The organism is Candidatus Levibacter sp. Uisw_134_01 (assembly GCF_047717795.1).
Lineage (GTDB): Bacteria > Pseudomonadota > Alphaproteobacteria > Puniceispirillales > Marisalimonadaceae > Marisalimonas.
Genome location: NZ_CP159808.1, coordinates 319,606 through 336,334 on the forward strand (window position 1 = coordinate 319,606; position 16,729 = coordinate 336,334).

The window sequence follows — 16,729 nt, forward strand, 5'->3', positions numbered from 1 at the left end:
TGTATTATTTTTTGTTGTTTTCAGGAGCTATGAATGTCGAAGCCTAAGTTTAAGAACCCGGTAGTTAAATGGATTGACTACAGACTTCCAATTTTTACTTTTATGGATCATGAATTAAATCACTATCCTACGCCGAAGAATTTAAATTATTTTTGGAATTTTGGTTCACTTGCTGGAATAGCCTTAGTAACAATGATTATAACTGGTATTGTTTTATCAATGAACTATACAGCTCATGTCGATTATGCCTTTGATTCAGTTGAAAGAATTATGCGCGATGTAAATCACGGTTGGTTGATAAGATACATTCATATGAATGGAGCTAGTTTTTTCTTTATTGTAGTTTTTATTCATATATTCAGAGGTCTCTATTATGGTTCATATAAAGCACCAAGAGAACTATTATGGATATTGGGAGTACTAATTCTTTTGTTAATGATGGCAACAGCTTTTATGGGATATGTTCTTCCGTGGGGTCAAATGAGTTTTTGGGGAGCCACAGTCATTACTAACTTGTTTTCTGCAATACCGGTTGTTGGAGAAAGTATAGTTACATGGTTATGGGGCGGTTTCTCAGTTGATAATTCAACATTGAATAGATTTTTTTCTCTTCATTTTGTTTTACCATTTGTTATAGTTGGTGTTGTTATTCTACATCTAATAGCTCTTCATAGATTTGGTTCAAATAATCCAATAGGGATAGATGTCAAGGGCACCCAAGATACAATACCGTTTAGTCCATATTATACTATAAAGGATCTGTTTGGTTTAGGTGTGTTTTTAACTTTTTTTGCAGCAGCGGTTTTTTTCTTTCCAAATTTTATGGGTCATCCCGATAATTACATAGAAGCCAATCCAATGGTTACTCCAGCACACATTGTTCCTGAATGGTATTTTCTTCCTTTTTATGCGATTTTAAGAGCCATCCCAGATAAACTTGGTGGAGTTTTATTTATGTTTGGTGCCATAGCGGTATTATTTATTCTACCTTGGTTAGATAGGTCGCCAGTGAGATCATCACAGTTTAGACCAATTTTCAAAATATTTTTCTGGGTTTTAGTCGCAGACTGTATTTTATTAGGGTATTTGGGCGCTATGCCTGCGGAGGGCATATACGTAATTCTATCAAGAATTGCCACCGCTTATTACTTTTTTCACTTTTTAGTTCTTTTTCCTCTTTTGCCATATATTGAAAAAACTAAACCTCTTCCAATATCAATTTCAGAACCGGTTTTAAGTGGTGCTGCTACAGCTTCAGCATTTGCAACCAGGGAGAAAAAGTAAATGTTTTTAAAGTCTATTAAGAAAGTGAAAGTATGTTTGATTTTTATTTCAACTTTTATATCAGTTTTTCTTATTACTAACTTTTCATTTGCAGCTGGAGATAAAATTTCATATCCCCAAAAAGAATGGACTTTTTCAGGTATTACTGGAACCTTTGACAGAGCCTCTCAACAAAGAGGTCTTCAAGTTTACAAAGAAGTTTGCTCAGGCTGTCATGGACTAAGATTACTTGCTTACAGAAATTTAAAAGCTATAGGATACAACGATAATGAGATTAAAGCCTTTGCTGCAGAAAATACTGTAAATACTATTGATGATGAAGGTGAAGTTATTGAGAGGGCGGCAAGACCTAGTGATAAGTTTGTCTCCCCTTACCCTAATCAGCAATCTGCTAGAGCCGCTAATGGTGGTGCCTATCCTCCAGATTTATCATTAATTGTTAAAGCAAGATCAGACGGGGCAAATTATTTACATGCCCTTTTAACTGGGTATGTTGATGCTCCTTCAGAAAAAAAAGTTCCTGACGGAATGTATTACAATAAATATTACTCAGGTAATTTAATAGGTATGCCTCAACCATTATATGAAGATGGGGTGACCTATGCTGATGGAACAAAAGCAACTCCCGAACAAATGGCAAAAGATGTAACTGCTTTTTTAGCTTGGGCATCTGAACCAGAGTTAGAGGAAAGAAAACAGACTGGTATAGCTGTAATTTTATTTTTGTTAGTATTAACCCTGTTGTCATATTTTGCTATGAAGAAAATATGGGCTCCTATTAAAAATAGGCATGTTTAATCAAGGTTATTTTCAAAAAACTTGATTGTTCTATCTAGTGCAACTCTTGCGCTGACTTCATTATATTGTTTTCTATGATTGCAGTTGAAACCATGATGTGCAGGATAAGTAAAAATTTCAACTTCTGGTTTAAATTGTTTAAAATCTTTAACATCTTCTATTGGTATACTTTGATCTAATTCTCCAAAATGAGACAAAAAATTACACTTAGGATTACAATGTTTTAGTTTTGGTATATCTCCACCATAATAAGATACACATCCAGATAATTCATTAGATTGATCAGCTATTCTCCAAGCAAGAGAACCTCCCCAACAATATCCAACTACTCCTACTTTACCTGCAGACGAAACTAAAGATATAGATGCTTCAATGTCTTTAAGTGCCTCTTTATTACATAAATCTTTTAATTTTCTACCTTTTAATACCCCTTGTTCATCATATGAAAGTTCAACATTTCTTTCTTTTCGATCAAATAATGAGGGTGCTATTGCAAGATACCCTTTTTTAGCAAAGAGATCAGTTACCTCTCGGATATGATTATTTACACCAAATATCTCTTGTAATATAACAAGTCCTGCTCTTGGTTTTTCTTTAGGTTGAGCTAAATATGCTGCAAATTTATGATTATCTCTAGCAGTTAATTCAAGAACACTATTCATATTAAAGTTCCAAATATTTAAACATTAAATCTAAAGTGAAAAACATCTCCATCTTTTACTAAATAGTCTGCACCTTCAATTCTAACTCGTCCAGCATCCTTAGCAGCTTGCTCACTTTTATATTTTAAATAGTCATCGCAAGATATTGTTTCTGCTCTTATAAATCCTTTTTCAAAATCTGTATGAATTACCCCAGCAGCTCTAGGTGCTGTAGAATTTTTTTTTAAGGTCCATGCTCTGGCTTCTTTAGGGCCTATTGTAAAAAATGTAATTAAATCCAGAAGTGAAAACCCAGCCTTTATTAATCTTGATAAGCCTGACTCTTCTAAATTTAAATCTCTAAGAAAATCAGTTTTTTCATTGTACTCAAGTAAAGCAATTTCGGCTTCTATAGAACCAGAAATTATTACTGCTTCACAATTTTCATTCTTAGCTTTTTCATATATGTTTTTAGTAAAATCATTTCCAGAAGCAGCATCATTTTCATCAACATTACATACGTATAATATAGGTTTGGATGTTAATAAGTTAAAACTTTTATATTGTTTGATTTTCTCATCAGTAAAATTACCTAAGCGTATAGGTTTGCCTTCTGATAAAAGAACATACAATTCATTCATTAAAAGTAAGTCACTCTTAGCTTCTTGGTCATTTGTCTTAGCTTTTTTAGTTAAGTTTTGTATTTGACGATCTAAACTTTCTATATCAGCTAACATTAATTCTGTTTCAATAATCTCAGCATCCCTTAGAGGATTTATATTATTTTCAACATGTGTAATATCAGGATCCTCAAAGCATCTTAATACATGAATTATTGCATCAACTTCTCTAATGTGAGACAGGAATTTATTCCCTAATCCTTCTCCTTTACTTGCTCCGCTCACTAGCCCAGCGATGTCAACAAATTGCATCTGGGCAGGGATAATTTTTTGTGATTTTGCAAGGTTTGAAAGTTCAATTAATCTTTTATCAGGAACTGAAACTATACCTGTATTTGGTTCAATAGTACAAAAAGGATAGTTAGCAGCTTCAGCGGAAGCTGTTTCTGTTAGTGCGTTAAACAAAGTTGACTTTCCAACATTCGGCAACCCAACTATTCCGCATTTAAACCCCATAATAAAATCCTAAGTTACTATTTTTTTTCACTTGTATTACCTTCAATTAAAAGTGAGATATCTTTTATTGTTTTTTTAATGGTATCATCAAGCCATGTTACACTATCCTCTGAAGTGAAATCTGACAGCACCCACCGTGATATATTTTCATTAATATTTTTTTCATATAATCTTGATGGTCGTGACACTCCAATTCTTACCCTATTATATCCCTTACCAATAGATTGATCTATGCTTTTAAGGCCATTATGACCGTTATGGCTTCCACCATTTTTAATCTTAATCTGACCGCAATCAAGATCAATTTCATCATGAATAACATAAATATTTTGAATATCTATGTTATAAAATTCCATAATTTCTTTAACAGCTATTCCCGAATTATTCATGTATGTTGTAGGTTTCAATAAATAAACTACATTTCCATTTAATGAAAACTTTGTATATTCAGACTTAAATTTTTTAGTAAATTTAGGAAGATTATAAAGTTTTTCTAAGTTTTCTAAAACTTTAAACCCTATATTATGTCTATTGTTTCTATAACCCGAACCAGGGTTTCCTAAACCAACTAAGAGAAACATTTTTAAAATTAAAACTCACTATAGTTAGAGTGATAGTTATTACTAACTATCACTTTTGCCTTCTTCTGTTTCTTCAGAAACTTCTTCTGTATCTTCAGTTTCATCAGCATCGTCCAATCCACCTCTTGGTGCAGCAATAGTAGCGACAGTAAAATCCCTGTCTGTAATGGTTGGTGTGCAGCCTTCAGGGAGTTCAATTGAACTAATATGGATAGTATGACCTACATTTAAACCTTCTAGATCTACTGTTAATTTTTCAGGTATTGAAATTGCAGGGCAGTTCAGCTCAACTTTAGATCTTACTATATTTAGTACACCTCCTAGTTTTAATCCTGTACATTTATCTTCATTTAAGAATTCTACGGCGATACCAACAGCAACAGTCGCGTTTTTGGTAACTCTTAAAAAATCAACATGTATAGCTTCTTCAGAAACTGGATGTTGTTGGATATCACGAGGTAAAACAAAATGTGTTTCATTATTAACGTTAATGTTTATAAGTTGACTAAAAATACCAGGTTTATGCATAAGTTGACGCCATTGATTAGCGTCTAAAGTTACAGATACAGCAGTTTCTTTGTTGCCGTAAATAACTGCTGGAACTAATCCAGCACGTCTTGCAGCTCTGGCAGACCCCTTACCAACCTGACTTCGAGCTTCGGCTTTAATATCTATGGTTTCCATCTAATTTTCTCCTTTAAATAATTCTTTGCCTCCAGGGGTGCAAAGAATAATGCATACATAACCTTATATTTCAAAAATATAAAGCAATTTATATAAAAATTACTCAAAAAGACTTGAAACGGATTGTTCCATGTGAACACGACGAATAGCTTCGCCTATAATAGGGGCAATTGAAATTTGTTTAATACTATCTGACATTTTAACAGCTTCAGTTGCGGTAATAGAATCTGTAGTAACTAATGTACTCAATGGAGAGTTACTAATTTTGCTAACAGCAGAGCCTGATAATACTCCGTGAGTCACGTAAGCATCAACGCTGATTGCCCCAACACCCATTAAAGCTTTTGCAGCGTTGCATAATGTGCCACCTGAGTCGATTATGTCATCAACTAAGATACAATGATGATTTGATACATCCCCAATAATATTCATTACCTCAGAAGATCCCGCTTTTTCTCTCCTTTTGTCTATGATTGCCAAATTAGCATTAATTCGTCTGGCAATTGCTCTGGCCCTTACAACACCACCAACATCTGGAGAAACAACTACCACTGGTTTATCTTTGTATCGCTCTTCTATATTTTTAATAAATACTGGTGCGGCAAATAGATTATCTGTAGGAATATCAAAAAAACCTTGTATTTGTCCAGCGTGCAAATCCATAGTTAATATTCTATCAGCACCTGCTTTAGTTATTAGGTTTGCTACTAGCTTTGCAGAAATGGGTGTCCTTGGCCCTGATTTTCTATCTTGTCTTGCGTAACCATAATAAGGAATTACAGCTGTTATTCTTTTTGCACTAGCTCTTCTAAGCGCATCTAAGGATACAAGTAACTCCATTAAATTATCATTCGCTGGATAAGATGTAGATTGTATTATAAACATATCTTCACCTCTTACGTTTTCTTGAACTTCAACAAAAACTTCCATGTCAGAAAACCTTTTAACTTCGGCTTTTACAAGTTGAGTGTTCAGTGTTTTAGCGATACTTTCAGCCAAGTTTATATTTGAGTTACAAGCAAGTATTTTCATAAGTCGTTGTCCCAAAAAACTTAAATAATTTTAATAACATTTTGAAAGGAACAATGCCAAGTTTTATTAAAAATTTTTTGATTTATAAAAACATTAAAATAATTAAACCTAAAATTAACACAAAGAAAAATATAATCAAATGTGGCATTTAAATACTACCTTATTATCCCAATGACTGATATTTGTCTGCCTGTCTTAATTTTTGTTTGAGGCCTTTTATGTGTAGCTCTTCTATGACTGAAGAAAAGGTTAGAATTTGCATAAGTATCCATTTCTACATCGCCAATTTTTCTTATTTTTGAATATTTAAGACTTTCTCTTAATAACAAAGGAAGATCAAATAAATATTGATTATTTTTTTTTTTTAATAATATAGAACTGTTTGCCTTATAAAATAAGCTATCTTGAACTATATGTACGACGTCTTTCTTTATTTCATATGAGTTTTTATGTATTACAGGTCCGATTATAGCTGTGATAGCGTCTCTTTTAGCCCCAATTTTTTCCATTTTTATTATTGTTTTTTCAATTATGCTATTAACAGCTCCTCGCCAACCAGCATGGCATGCACCAATAATATTTGTTACATTATCATAGAATAATATTGGAGCACAATCTGCACCAAGAATTGATAAACCTATGCCCTTCAAGTTTGTAACAAGCCCATCAGCTTCTTTGAAATTATAATTCATACTTCTATTATTTAAGGTAATAATGTCAGTAGAGTGTACTTGGTTAAGTTGTATTATTGTATCTAAGTCTAATTCTTTTCTGACCAATTCTAAGTTTTCTTTAACATTGATTGAATCATCTTCATTGTTAAAGCTACAATTAAGAGTGTCATAAGGCTTTTTAGATATTCCTCCAGATCTTGTAAAAAAGCCATAACTAATTCTTGAATCATCTAAAATTGGATGTTGAATTTTTAAAATTTTCATAAGTACACGCCATATAAATTCATTTAATAAATGAACTTAAACTTTTTTTCTTGCTATGAATATTATAAAATAAAGACCTATTATAATCATCGGTAACGATAATAATTGACCCATAGAAAAGTTAAAATATAGTAGGCCAATATTGGCATCAGGTTCTCGAAAAAACTCAATCATAAATCTAAAAGATCCATAACAAGATAAAAATAATGCAGTTATAAGGCCTTTCTTATTTAAAATATTTGTAAACTTTATAAATAACAACATTATAATGAAGAGAAGAAAACCTTCAAAAAAAGCTTCATATAATTGACTTGGATGCCTAGGAGAATTGCCAGCATTTGGGAATATCATTCCAAAACTGTGATTTGTTATTCTACCGTATAGCTCTCCATTAATAAAATTAGCTAAACGACCAAAAAAAATTCCGATAGGAGCTGCAATTGCAATTAAATCGGCTAAAATTAGAATAGCTGTTTTAGATATTTTGCTTGAATAAATAACAGCAAATACCACGCCTATAAAACCACCATGAAAAGACATGCCACCATTCCACAATTTAAAAATTTCTAATAAATTATTTAAATAGTAATCAGGATTATAAAATATGACGTAACCTAATCTACCACCTATAATTATACCAATCATAGAATTGCTTATTAATTCGCTTATAACTTTATTGTCAATTTTAAGGTTTTTGAATTTAATTATATTAAGAATTAAACCCCAACTAAATAAGATTCCAGCAATATAGGAAATGGCATACCATCTGATTTGAATAATACCTAAATCAATTGCAACTGGATTAATATTTGGAAATTCTAACATTCATAAAATCATTCGATTTAATTAAATATTTATTATAACATATATGGACATTATAGATAGGAACTTAAATGAAAAGAAATTTTTTTTTAAAAGATACGGCTGCTGTAATTTCTGGAGCACTTACAACTTTTTCTGATTTAAAAAATGAGGTTGATAATATAATTAAAAGTAGATTTGAAAAATTCATAAACTCTCAAGGTATCGTAAGTAGAGAAGATTTTGAAGCGCTTTTAGATAGACATGAAAAATTGAACTCAGAATTTAATTTGTTAAAGATAAAATTGGAAAAAAAAACGGTAAAACCTAAATAATCATTTTTTTTAGTTTAAAAAATCTACATGTAGTATATATTTTTCAATAAAGTAAATTATATACCATATGTAGTTATAAATGATAGAAAATTTTAATAATTTTATAGAATCAGAAAAGATTCTTAATGTATTGCAAAAACATAGTTGGACTAAACGACCTAAATCTAAGTTTAAATTTGCCTATAATTACAAAGGTGATATTGCAGATTATTATCTCAATATTAGTTCCAAAGAAAAAAAAATAACTTTTGAGTATATTTTAGATTTAGAAATTCCTAAGAATAAGGTTTATGATTTTTTTATATTGATAAATTGTATAAATGAGCAATCATCTGATGGATATTTTTCATTTAATATAAATCAGAATATTATTAAATATCATTCTTCTAAAAACTATTTTGATAATTTAACTTACGAAAACCTTTTAAATTTGATTGATACTAATTTAGAGCTAACGTCTGGCTTGTTTCATAATTTTTCATTATTTGTGCATAATTTAGCTTATGGTGATATTAATGAACAGGAATGTATAGAGTTAATGTTTTTACAAATAAAAGGTAACGCTTAATTCTTATAAATGATTACGTTTCAACTGCTTTAATTTAACTATTGGATTGGAAATGAAAAATATAGTTTTGTTCGGATATGGTAAAATGGGCTCGTCTATTGCAAATGGATGGCTATTAAAAAAATTAAATTTCAATTTTTACATTATTGAAAAAGAGGCTTTATTAAGAGAAGACGCTAAAATGGATGGCTTTAAAGCATTTAATAATATCAAGGAAATTCTAAACGAATCAAATGTTGAAAATATTGATATAATTTTTTTAGCAGTTAAGCCTCAGCAGATGTTAGATGCTATAAAACAATTCAATGTTATTGATATTGAAAAGACCCTTTTTATTTCTATCGCAGCTGGATTATCATTTTCCTGGTTTAAAAATAAAGTTCACAACAATATTAAAATTGTAAGAGCAATGCCTAATTTACCTGCATCAGTTGGAAAAGGAGTTACTGGTTACTGCAAAAGTGATAATTTAAGTCTAAATGAAGAAGAAAATACAAATACTTTGTTAAACTCGTTTGGTAAAGCTATATGTCTAGATAATGAAAATTTGATTAATGTTGTAACGGCAATATCTGGTTCTGGGCCAGCTTATATCTTTTACCTAGTCGAGGTGCTCTCCAAAATTGGAATGAATCAAGGGTTGTCAGCAGAATCTGCAAAAGTTTTAGCTTTAGAAACATTAATAGGATCCGCTATGCTGCTTGAATCATCAAATATTGATCCTAAAATATTAAGACAAAATGTTACTAGTCCTGGTGGTACAACTGAAGCTGGGTTAGAAATACTCGCTTCTAAAAAAAATGGTTTATTTGACTTGCTAAATAATACAATTAGTTGTGCAAAACAAAAAGCAATTTATTTAAATTCAAATAACTGAGCTAACCATATGAAAAAAAATATAGAAATGATTAAATGGAAATTATGCGAAGGATATTTTTCAATAATTGGGACAAATTTAAAAGATGAAATAACTTTTGATGAATTAATTTTTGTTAGTAAAGTCTCTGGTAAAGATGCTGAAAAAATAATTTCAAAAAATAGTAAAGATTATAATTTCATTTTTTTAAGAATATTAATTTCAAAACTTGATACACAAACTTTAAATGAATTCAAAATTGATATTAATGAGGATACAGTTTCTAATACTTATGAAAAAATTCTAGAGGGTTTAACTTTAAGATTTGAGAGTTTTTTGCCATATAGACAAAGCTTTAAAATTCTCAGTCAAAGCTCAAATGTTAAGGCTCAAAACTTTTTAAGGCTACTTGAAAAAAACTGTTCTTTTGTTTCTAATTTGTTAGATATAGTTGAAGGGAGACAAAACCAAACCCGAAAAGCTCTTATGTCTATAGCTTTAAATATAGTTTTTCTTAAAGCTGTAAATATTTTTTTAACAGAAAAAGGTAATAGTTTAGACAGCACGATCAGATTTTTAGATAAAGACTTAAGAGATTTTGAGGATTTAGGGCAAATGCTTGGGATAATCAAAAATTAAATCATAAAGGCAACAATAATCTTATCCTTAACCCACCCAAAGGACTGTCTTCTAGTATAAGTTCTCCACCATGATTGAGTACAGCATTTTTTGCTATAGATAAGCCAAGACCAGTCCCTCCTGTTTTATTGTTCCTTGAATTGTCTAATCTTGTAAAAGGTAAAACAACTTCTTCTCGCTTGTCTCTTGGAATCCCTGGGCCATTATCATCAATTATTATTTCGCTATGATCGTCAAATATTTGTATTTGGGCGCTTGCTTTTCCAGCATATCTCATTGCATTAGTAAAAAGATTTATTAATGCTCTTCTAATAGATTGAACTTGAATAGGAAAAACTGGAAGGTTCTCAGGTGGAATAGAAATATGAATTTGTCTGCCGTCTGGATCTGAAGATTTGGCTGCTTGTTGAAGCAATTTAAATAGACTAGCGTCAACCATTTGTTCTTCTCGGTCATTTCTTGCGAAATCCAAATAAGCGTCAATCATATTTTCTAATTCTATTATTTCATTTTCAAACTCTGTTTTTATATCTTCAATATTACTCATCATAGCTAATTGGAGTCTCATCCTAGTAAGAGGTGTTTTTAAGTCATGACTAACACCAGCAAGAAGAGATGTACGCTCAGATATTTGTTTGTTTATTCTATGTCTCATAGCTTGAAAAGCTCTTCCAGCAATTCTTACTTCAGTTGCACCTTCAATATTATAGTCAGAAACTTCTCTTCCAAATCCAATTTGTCTGGCAGCATTTGCTAATCTAAGAATAGGTCTAACCTGGCCTCTAAGAAAAATTATAGCAATTGAGAAAAGTATGACGGAAGCACCAACTGACCACATAATAAATGTAATTCCGGTAGGAACAAATAATCTTTTATTATCTATATTCATTCTTACAATTCCATTTGCAAGTTGGATATCAACATAAAACTGTGTTGAATCCTCGATTGAAGATAGATAAAATGGTTTTTTAATTCGACTTTTTAGGGAAGTACGGAAATTTTTAAATTTAGTATTAAAAGATTGGTTTGGTTTTAATATACCTTCATCAAGCCAATAAAATATAATATCGAAATATTGTCTTGCTCTAACCGCAGATAGAGCTCTTTGATCTTTTGAAGGTTCGTTGCCTAATTCATCTATTAGCAAACCTAAATCCTTAGCTAAATTTTTTGACATATGTCTAGATACCCAGTCCCAATGTCTTTCATAAAATATTGAAACCGATATTATTTGTACAAGAATTATTGGTACAAGGATAATAGCCAACATTCTTCCAAAAAGGCTTTTAGGTGTAATGTTTCGTAGTCTCATAATTTACTCTTTTTCAAAAATCATTATCAGTCTTATCATCATGAGTTTGTAGCATCCAACCTATGCCTCTAACAGTTTGTAAATAAATAGGGTGTCTTTGATCTTCTTCTATTTTACGACGAATTCTTGCAATTGCTACATCTATGGATCGTGTTTCCATTGAACCACCAAGAGAATTATTAATATCATCTCTTGTAAAAGCTTTGTTTGGAGATAAACAAAAACAATTTAGTAACTTTTGTTCCGAGGTTGTTAAATGAACTGGAATGTCATTTTTATATAAATTTAATGATTTTTTATTAAATAAAAATGGGCCGAACTTAGTATTGTTTATATCCTTATTTTTAATAAAATTTGATGTATGTCGTTTAAGAATATTTTGAATCCTTAGTAAAAGTTCTCTTGGTTCAAAAGGTTTTGTCATGTAGTCGTCAGCTCCAAATTCAAGACCATCTAGTCTGTCCTCTGGATCTGACATTGCTGTGAGCATTAGAGCCGGTATTAAGTTAGTTTGTCTTGTTTCTTTTAAAAAATCTAATCCACTTTGACCAGGCATCATTATATCAATAACCAATAGGTCGAAGATTAAACTTTCCATTATTTTTTTTGCTTGAGTAGTATCCTCGGCATCCGATACTCTAAAGCCATTGTTTTCTAAAAATTTTTTAAGTAATAATCTTAATTTTTGATCATCATCAATGACTAAGATGTGAAAATTTTGAGTTTGTAAATTTTGATTATTCATTTTTATAGATTAGCTTTAATATAAATTTTTATAAATAGAAAATATTTTTTAAAATTAAATTGTAAAAGAAAATTACTTAATAACTTAATTAATTACAAAACTTATTTCTTAATATTTGATTATTTAAAAATAATGTGGATTATAAATAATATCTTATTAAGGAGGAAATTTTTTGGTTAATTTGTCGTTTGATAATCGTGAAGGTTATATTTGGTATAATGGTAATATTGTTGATTGGAGAACTGCTAACGTTCACGTTTTAAATCATGGGTTGCATTATGCTAGTTGTGTTTTTGAAGGAGAAAGAGCATATAACGGTAAAATATTCGAAACTCAACAGCACACAACTAGGTTATTTAAATCAGCTGAATCTCTTGATATGATCATACCTTTTACAGAAAATGACATAATAGAAGCTAAGAATGTATTATTGAAAAAAAATTCATTAATTGATGCTTATGTAAGGCCAGTGGTTTGGAGGGGAAGTGAAATGATGGCTGTTTCAGCTCAAATTACTAAAATAAATGTTGCTATTGCTGTTTGGGAATGGCCAAGTTACTTTGATCCTGACCAAAAAATGCAAGGTATTAAGCTTGATATAGCTAAATGGAAACGTCCAAGCCCAGAATGTGGCCCTGTTCATGCTAAAGCTGCAGGATTATATATGATTTGCACTCTATCTAAACATGAGGCAGAAGCCAAAGGATACAGCGATGCCTTAATGTTAGATTATAGAGGGCAAATTGCTGAAGCTACTGGAGCAAACATTTTTTTTAAAATGCCAGATGGTAAACTTCATACCCCTTTGGCAGATTGTTTTTTGGATGGTATTACAAGAAGAACTGTAATTGGTCTGGCAAAAGCAAGTGGTATAGAGATTGTTGAAAGAAAAATAATGCCTGAGGAAATGGCTGACGCTGAAGAATGTTTTTTGACAGGGACGGCTGCCGAAGTTACGCCTGTTCAATCAATTGGCGATTATAAATTTACACCTGGTGAAATTTGCCTTAAATTAACAGATGCCTATAATAAACTGGTTAATGAAAAATAAATGTAACATTAAACCTTCCATTTTTTAACAGCATCGTTGTCTAGTGAATTGAATTCAACCCATTTCTTTTTGTTTCCATCGTCCTCAATTTTCCAAAATGGCGCTTTTGTTTTCAACCAGTCCATTACAAAATTACAGGCATCAAATGAGTCTTGTCTATGTTTAGAAGCAACACCTACGAAGACTATTTGATCAGAGGGTAATAATTTTCCAATTCTGTGTATAACTGTCACTCCAGAAATCCTCCATCTTTCACAACTTTCATTAACTATATTTTCTATTTCTAATTCAGTCATTCCAGGGTAATGCTCTAAAGTTAATGATTTTATAGACTCATTTTTTTTTTCATCAAATCCTCTTACAATACCAACAAAATTTACAATTGCTCCAGGTTCATCATTTTGTAGCTTTTTATTTTCTTTGGTTACATCAAAATCATCACTCTGAATTCTAACATCAATTATAGCAGTATGTTTTTTTTTCATTTATCCACCTGTAACAGGAGGGAAAAAAGCAACCTCATCATTATTGTTTATTTTGGTTTCAAATGGAGAGTAGTTTTTGTTTACAGCTATTTTAATAAGGCCTCTTTTGGCAAAAGCGTGTTTGTATTGATTATTTAAACCATTTAGATGATCTATCAATTCATTTATAGTTGTTACGTTACTTGGTAGATCAAAGTTTTCTTCAGATTTTCCAACATGTTCTCTTATCCAAGAAAAATATTTAATAATCATTTAAACTCCATATTTTTTTTATTTTGAAAAAATAAATTTATTTTTAAAATATACTGAATTCCAGTAAAAGCAGTTATTATGGCAGCAAACCACAAAATAGTATAAGAAATTAAACCTAATAATTTTATTTCATATAGAAATATATCTGATCTCCAAACTAAAAAAAAGCCACAGGCTATCAATTGAGCAGCTGTTTTCCATTTTGATAATAATGACACTTCTAATGATATTTTATAGGAAGATATACTTTCTCGTAAACCTGATATTAAAACTTCTCTTAAAATTATAACCAGGGCCGCAAAAAATGAGTAATAATAATCAAAAACGTTTTCCGACGCTAATGCAAGTAAGACACCTATTACTAAAAGTTTGTCGGCAATTGGATCTATTATTTTACCAAAATTAGATAGTACATTATATTTTCTTGCATAAAAGCCGTCGAAGTAGTCGCTTAATCCAGCTAATAAAAATAATGGTACAGAAATGATAGCTCCATTATTACCGCCATATATAATGATTAAGGGAAGCAAAACTGCAGAAATACATCTAAAAATTGTTAACCCATTAGGAACAGTTTTTTTAAGTATGTTTTTTTGCATAAAGAATGCCCTAATAATAATTTTTAAACATATTTTACCTTAAAGATAAATTTTGGTATAGTTAAGCATTTATTCATTAATTAATTAAAAAAATTGAATATGTTGTTTGCTATTGATTTATTGATACCATCTACCTTTAATAAGTCTTCTAAACTAGCACTTCCAACAGCTTTTGCTGAACCAAACTCTTCTAAAAGAGATTTTTTCCGATTTGCTCCTATACCAACTATTTCATCAAGTGGACTTTTCAATAAAGCTTTTTTACTTTTTAGCCTATGACCGGCTATAGCATATCTATGGACTTCATCTCTCAAGTTTTGAAGAAAAAACAATGTTGGATCATCTTTATTAAATTTAAAATTGTTCATATTTTTTGTATAAAAATTTTCTCTTCCTGCGTCTCTATCAAGTCCCTTTGAAATAGCTAAAACCTCGACGTTTTTTACTTTTATTTTTTTAAGAACTGATAAAACAGTATTAAGATGACCTTTACCACCGTCTATTATTAATAAATCTGGGAAATGAATAATATTTTTACCTTTAAACCTTCTTTTTATAACCTCTTCCATCATCAAATAATCGTTATTATTATTATGTACTTCAGTTTTATTATTAGAATTTTTATTGTATTCTAAATTAATATTATATCTTCTATACAAAGATTTGGAGAACCCATCTTCGTTAAATGCAACCATTGCGCCTATAGGTGATTTACCCTGATGATGTGAGTTATCGTAAATTTCAATTTTATTTAGATCATTTTCAAATCTAAAGATTGTTTTAATTTTGTTAAGATTGTTTTTATTTGATGTTTTTTCAAATATTTTTCTATTAAGATTTTCAGCTGCATTTTTTAAAGCAGAGTTTATAATTTCTAATTTTTTACCTCTTTGGGGTAAATCTATTTTAACCTTAATACCATGTTTTTTACTTAATAATTTTTCAATCAATATTTTGTCTTTTGGATTTTGGTTGACTAAAATATTTGTTGCAGGGACATTCTTATCATAAAATTGACAAATAAAGGCTTGCATAATTTCATTGTCATTTACATCAATTGCATTTTTCCCGATGTTGGGGAAATAAGCTTTAGAGCCATAACTTGATCCGTTTCTAATAATATTCATCTGTACAACAACTTTATTTTCTATTTTTTTTAAAACAAGAAAGTCAGCATCATTTATATTAGGAATATTGATATTTTGATTTGCCGTTACTTCTGTCAATGCTTTAACCCTATTTCTATAAATAGCTGCTGCCTCAAAATTTTGATGATTAGACGCTTCATACATTTTATTAATTAAGTTTTCCTTAATTTCTTTTGATTTTCCTAAAAGAAAATTTTTAGCTTGGTATAAACTTTGCTCGTAAGACTCTTTAGAAATTAAATTAACACATGGCGCACTGCATCTTTTTATTTGAAATTGTAAACATGGTCTGGTTCTTGACTTAAACATATTGTCATTGCAGGTTCTTAATAAAAACGCTTTTTGAAGTGTCTCTATTGTTTTGTAAATAGTTCTTTTAGATACAAATGGGCCAAAATATTCTCCTTTAATACTTCTTGTTCCACGATGGGCAGATAATTGAGGAAATGGATGAGATAAATTAAAAAATATAGAGCTAAAACTTTTATCATCTTTTAGCAATATATTATATGTAGGCTCAAATTTTTTAATTAGGTTTGACTCTAATAATAAAGCTTCCATCTCAGACGATGTGATAATAATTTCCATTCGTTTTGTGTTAGAAACCATAAAGGTTAATCTAGAATTCAATCTTTTAGGTTTAGTATAAAAAGTCACTCTGTTTTTAAGGTTTTTTGCTTTTCCAATGTAAAGATATTCTTCATTCTCACCAATCATTTGGTAAATACCTGGTTTACTTGGAATCGTAATTAATTCACTTTTTATTACTTCTATTCCGTCATTAAGTGATATTTTTTTATTTTTAATCATTATTTCTATTTTTATAAAATTCAAAAATAATTAT

General features: G+C 30.2%; 20 protein-coding genes. 7 read left to right on the forward strand and 13 right to left on the reverse strand.

The window, feature by feature from the left end; all coding sequences use genetic code 11:
• Nucleotides 1-33 precede the first annotated feature (33 nt).
• Entirely contained in the window at nt 34-1,284 is a 1,251-nt protein-coding gene (locus ABXT66_RS01755; RefSeq protein ID WP_443643948.1) for a cytochrome b, read from the forward strand.
• Nucleotides 1,285-2,082: a cytochrome c1 gene (locus tag ABXT66_RS01760; protein WP_443643949.1), complete on the forward strand. Its 798-nt coding sequence runs from the start codon at nt 1,285-1,287 to the stop codon at nt 2,080-2,082.
• Here ABXT66_RS01760 and ABXT66_RS01765 read toward each other — a convergent pair.
• The 7 genes from ABXT66_RS01765 to lgt form a co-directional block, all read right to left on the reverse strand.
• Nucleotides 2,079-2,744 carry a dienelactone hydrolase family protein gene (locus ABXT66_RS01765; protein WP_443643950.1) on the reverse strand — a complete coding sequence of 222 codons (666 nt, stop codon included), beginning with the start codon at nt 2,742-2,744 and terminating at the stop codon, nt 2,079-2,081. The genes ABXT66_RS01760 and ABXT66_RS01765 overlap by 4 nt on opposite strands.
• Before the next feature lie 17 nt (nt 2,745-2,761).
• Nucleotides 2,762-3,859 carry a redox-regulated ATPase YchF gene (gene ychF / locus ABXT66_RS01770; protein WP_443643951.1) on the reverse strand — a complete coding sequence of 366 codons (1,098 nt, stop codon included), beginning with the start codon at nt 3,857-3,859 and terminating at the stop codon, nt 2,762-2,764.
• Nucleotides 3,860-3,876: 17 nt separating this feature from the next.
• On the reverse strand, nt 3,877-4,440 hold the full coding sequence (pth, locus tag ABXT66_RS01775) for an aminoacyl-tRNA hydrolase (protein ID WP_443643952.1): 564 nt from the start codon (nt 4,438-4,440) through the stop codon (nt 3,877-3,879).
• Nucleotides 4,441-4,482: 42 nt separating this feature from the next.
• A complete protein-coding gene (locus tag ABXT66_RS01780) occupies nt 4,483-5,124 on the reverse strand; it encodes a 50S ribosomal protein L25/general stress protein Ctc (protein WP_443643953.1) in 642 nt (213 codons plus the stop codon).
• A gap of 99 nt (nt 5,125-5,223) precedes the next feature.
• Complete coding sequence (locus ABXT66_RS01785; RefSeq protein WP_443643954.1) at nt 5,224-6,156, reverse strand: ribose-phosphate pyrophosphokinase; 933 nt, start codon at nt 6,154-6,156, stop codon at nt 5,224-5,226.
• A 155-nt stretch (nt 6,157-6,311) separates the two neighbouring features.
• Entirely contained in the window at nt 6,312-7,094 is a 783-nt protein-coding gene (gene pgeF, locus ABXT66_RS01790; protein WP_443643955.1) for a peptidoglycan editing factor PgeF, read from the reverse strand.
• Nucleotides 7,095-7,130: 36 nt separating this feature from the next.
• Complete coding sequence (gene lgt, locus ABXT66_RS01795) at nt 7,131-7,919, reverse strand: prolipoprotein diacylglyceryl transferase (RefSeq protein ID WP_443643956.1); 789 nt, start codon at nt 7,917-7,919, stop codon at nt 7,131-7,133.
• Nucleotides 7,920-7,987: 68 nt separating this feature from the next.
• On the opposite strand from lgt, the gene ABXT66_RS01800 reads away from it, so the two are divergent.
• The 4 genes from ABXT66_RS01800 (at nt 7,988) to ABXT66_RS01815 (ending at nt 10,293) form a co-directional block, all read left to right on the forward strand.
• Nucleotides 7,988-8,230, forward strand: coding sequence for an accessory factor UbiK family protein (locus ABXT66_RS01800; RefSeq protein WP_443643957.1), 243 nt, complete (start codon nt 7,988-7,990; stop codon nt 8,228-8,230).
• A gap of 79 nt (nt 8,231-8,309) precedes the next feature.
• The gene (locus tag ABXT66_RS01805) at nt 8,310-8,798 is read left to right on the forward strand and encodes a hypothetical protein (RefSeq protein ID WP_443643958.1); all 489 of its coding nucleotides are present in this window, start codon (nt 8,310-8,312) and stop codon (nt 8,796-8,798) included.
• A 52-nt stretch (nt 8,799-8,850) separates the two neighbouring features.
• Nucleotides 8,851-9,675 carry a pyrroline-5-carboxylate reductase gene (gene proC / locus ABXT66_RS01810; RefSeq protein ID WP_443643959.1) on the forward strand — a complete coding sequence of 275 codons (825 nt, stop codon included), beginning with the start codon at nt 8,851-8,853 and terminating at the stop codon, nt 9,673-9,675.
• A 9-nt stretch (nt 9,676-9,684) separates the two neighbouring features.
• A complete protein-coding gene (locus ABXT66_RS01815) occupies nt 9,685-10,293 on the forward strand; it encodes a hypothetical protein (protein WP_443643960.1) in 609 nt (202 codons plus the stop codon).
• A 1-nt stretch (nt 10,294) separates the two neighbouring features.
• Here ABXT66_RS01815 and ABXT66_RS01820 read toward each other — a convergent pair whose 3' ends face one another.
• Nucleotides 10,295-11,605, reverse strand: a complete 1,311-nt coding sequence (locus tag ABXT66_RS01820) for an ATP-binding protein (protein ID WP_443643961.1) — start codon at nt 11,603-11,605, stop codon at nt 10,295-10,297.
• 13 nt (nt 11,606-11,618) lie between these two features.
• Entirely contained in the window at nt 11,619-12,350 is a 732-nt protein-coding gene (locus ABXT66_RS01825; RefSeq protein ID WP_443643962.1) for a response regulator transcription factor, read from the reverse strand.
• A gap of 172 nt (nt 12,351-12,522) precedes the next feature.
• Here ABXT66_RS01825 and ABXT66_RS01830 point away from each other — a divergent pair, with 172 nt between their 5' ends.
• Nucleotides 12,523-13,401: a branched-chain amino acid aminotransferase gene (locus ABXT66_RS01830; RefSeq protein ID WP_443643963.1), complete on the forward strand. Its 879-nt coding sequence runs from the start codon at nt 12,523-12,525 to the stop codon at nt 13,399-13,401.
• An 8-nt stretch (nt 13,402-13,409) separates the two neighbouring features.
• Here ABXT66_RS01830 and ABXT66_RS01835 read toward each other — a convergent pair whose 3' ends face one another.
• From ABXT66_RS01835 to uvrC, 4 genes are all read right to left on the reverse strand, one after another.
• A complete protein-coding gene (locus ABXT66_RS01835; protein ID WP_443643964.1) occupies nt 13,410-13,886 on the reverse strand; it encodes a molybdenum cofactor biosynthesis protein MoaE in 477 nt (158 codons plus the stop codon).
• Entirely contained in the window at nt 13,887-14,138 is a 252-nt protein-coding gene (gene moaD, locus ABXT66_RS01840; RefSeq protein WP_443643965.1) for a molybdopterin converting factor subunit 1, read from the reverse strand.
• A complete protein-coding gene (pgsA, locus tag ABXT66_RS01845) occupies nt 14,135-14,737 on the reverse strand; it encodes a CDP-diacylglycerol--glycerol-3-phosphate 3-phosphatidyltransferase (protein ID WP_443643966.1) in 603 nt (200 codons plus the stop codon). Before pgsA ends, moaD begins: the two co-directional genes overlap by 4 nt.
• Nucleotides 14,738-14,817: 80 nt before the next feature.
• A complete protein-coding gene (gene uvrC, locus ABXT66_RS01850; protein ID WP_443643967.1) occupies nt 14,818-16,695 on the reverse strand; it encodes an excinuclease ABC subunit UvrC in 1,878 nt (625 codons plus the stop codon).
• Nucleotides 16,696-16,729 lie beyond the last annotated feature (34 nt).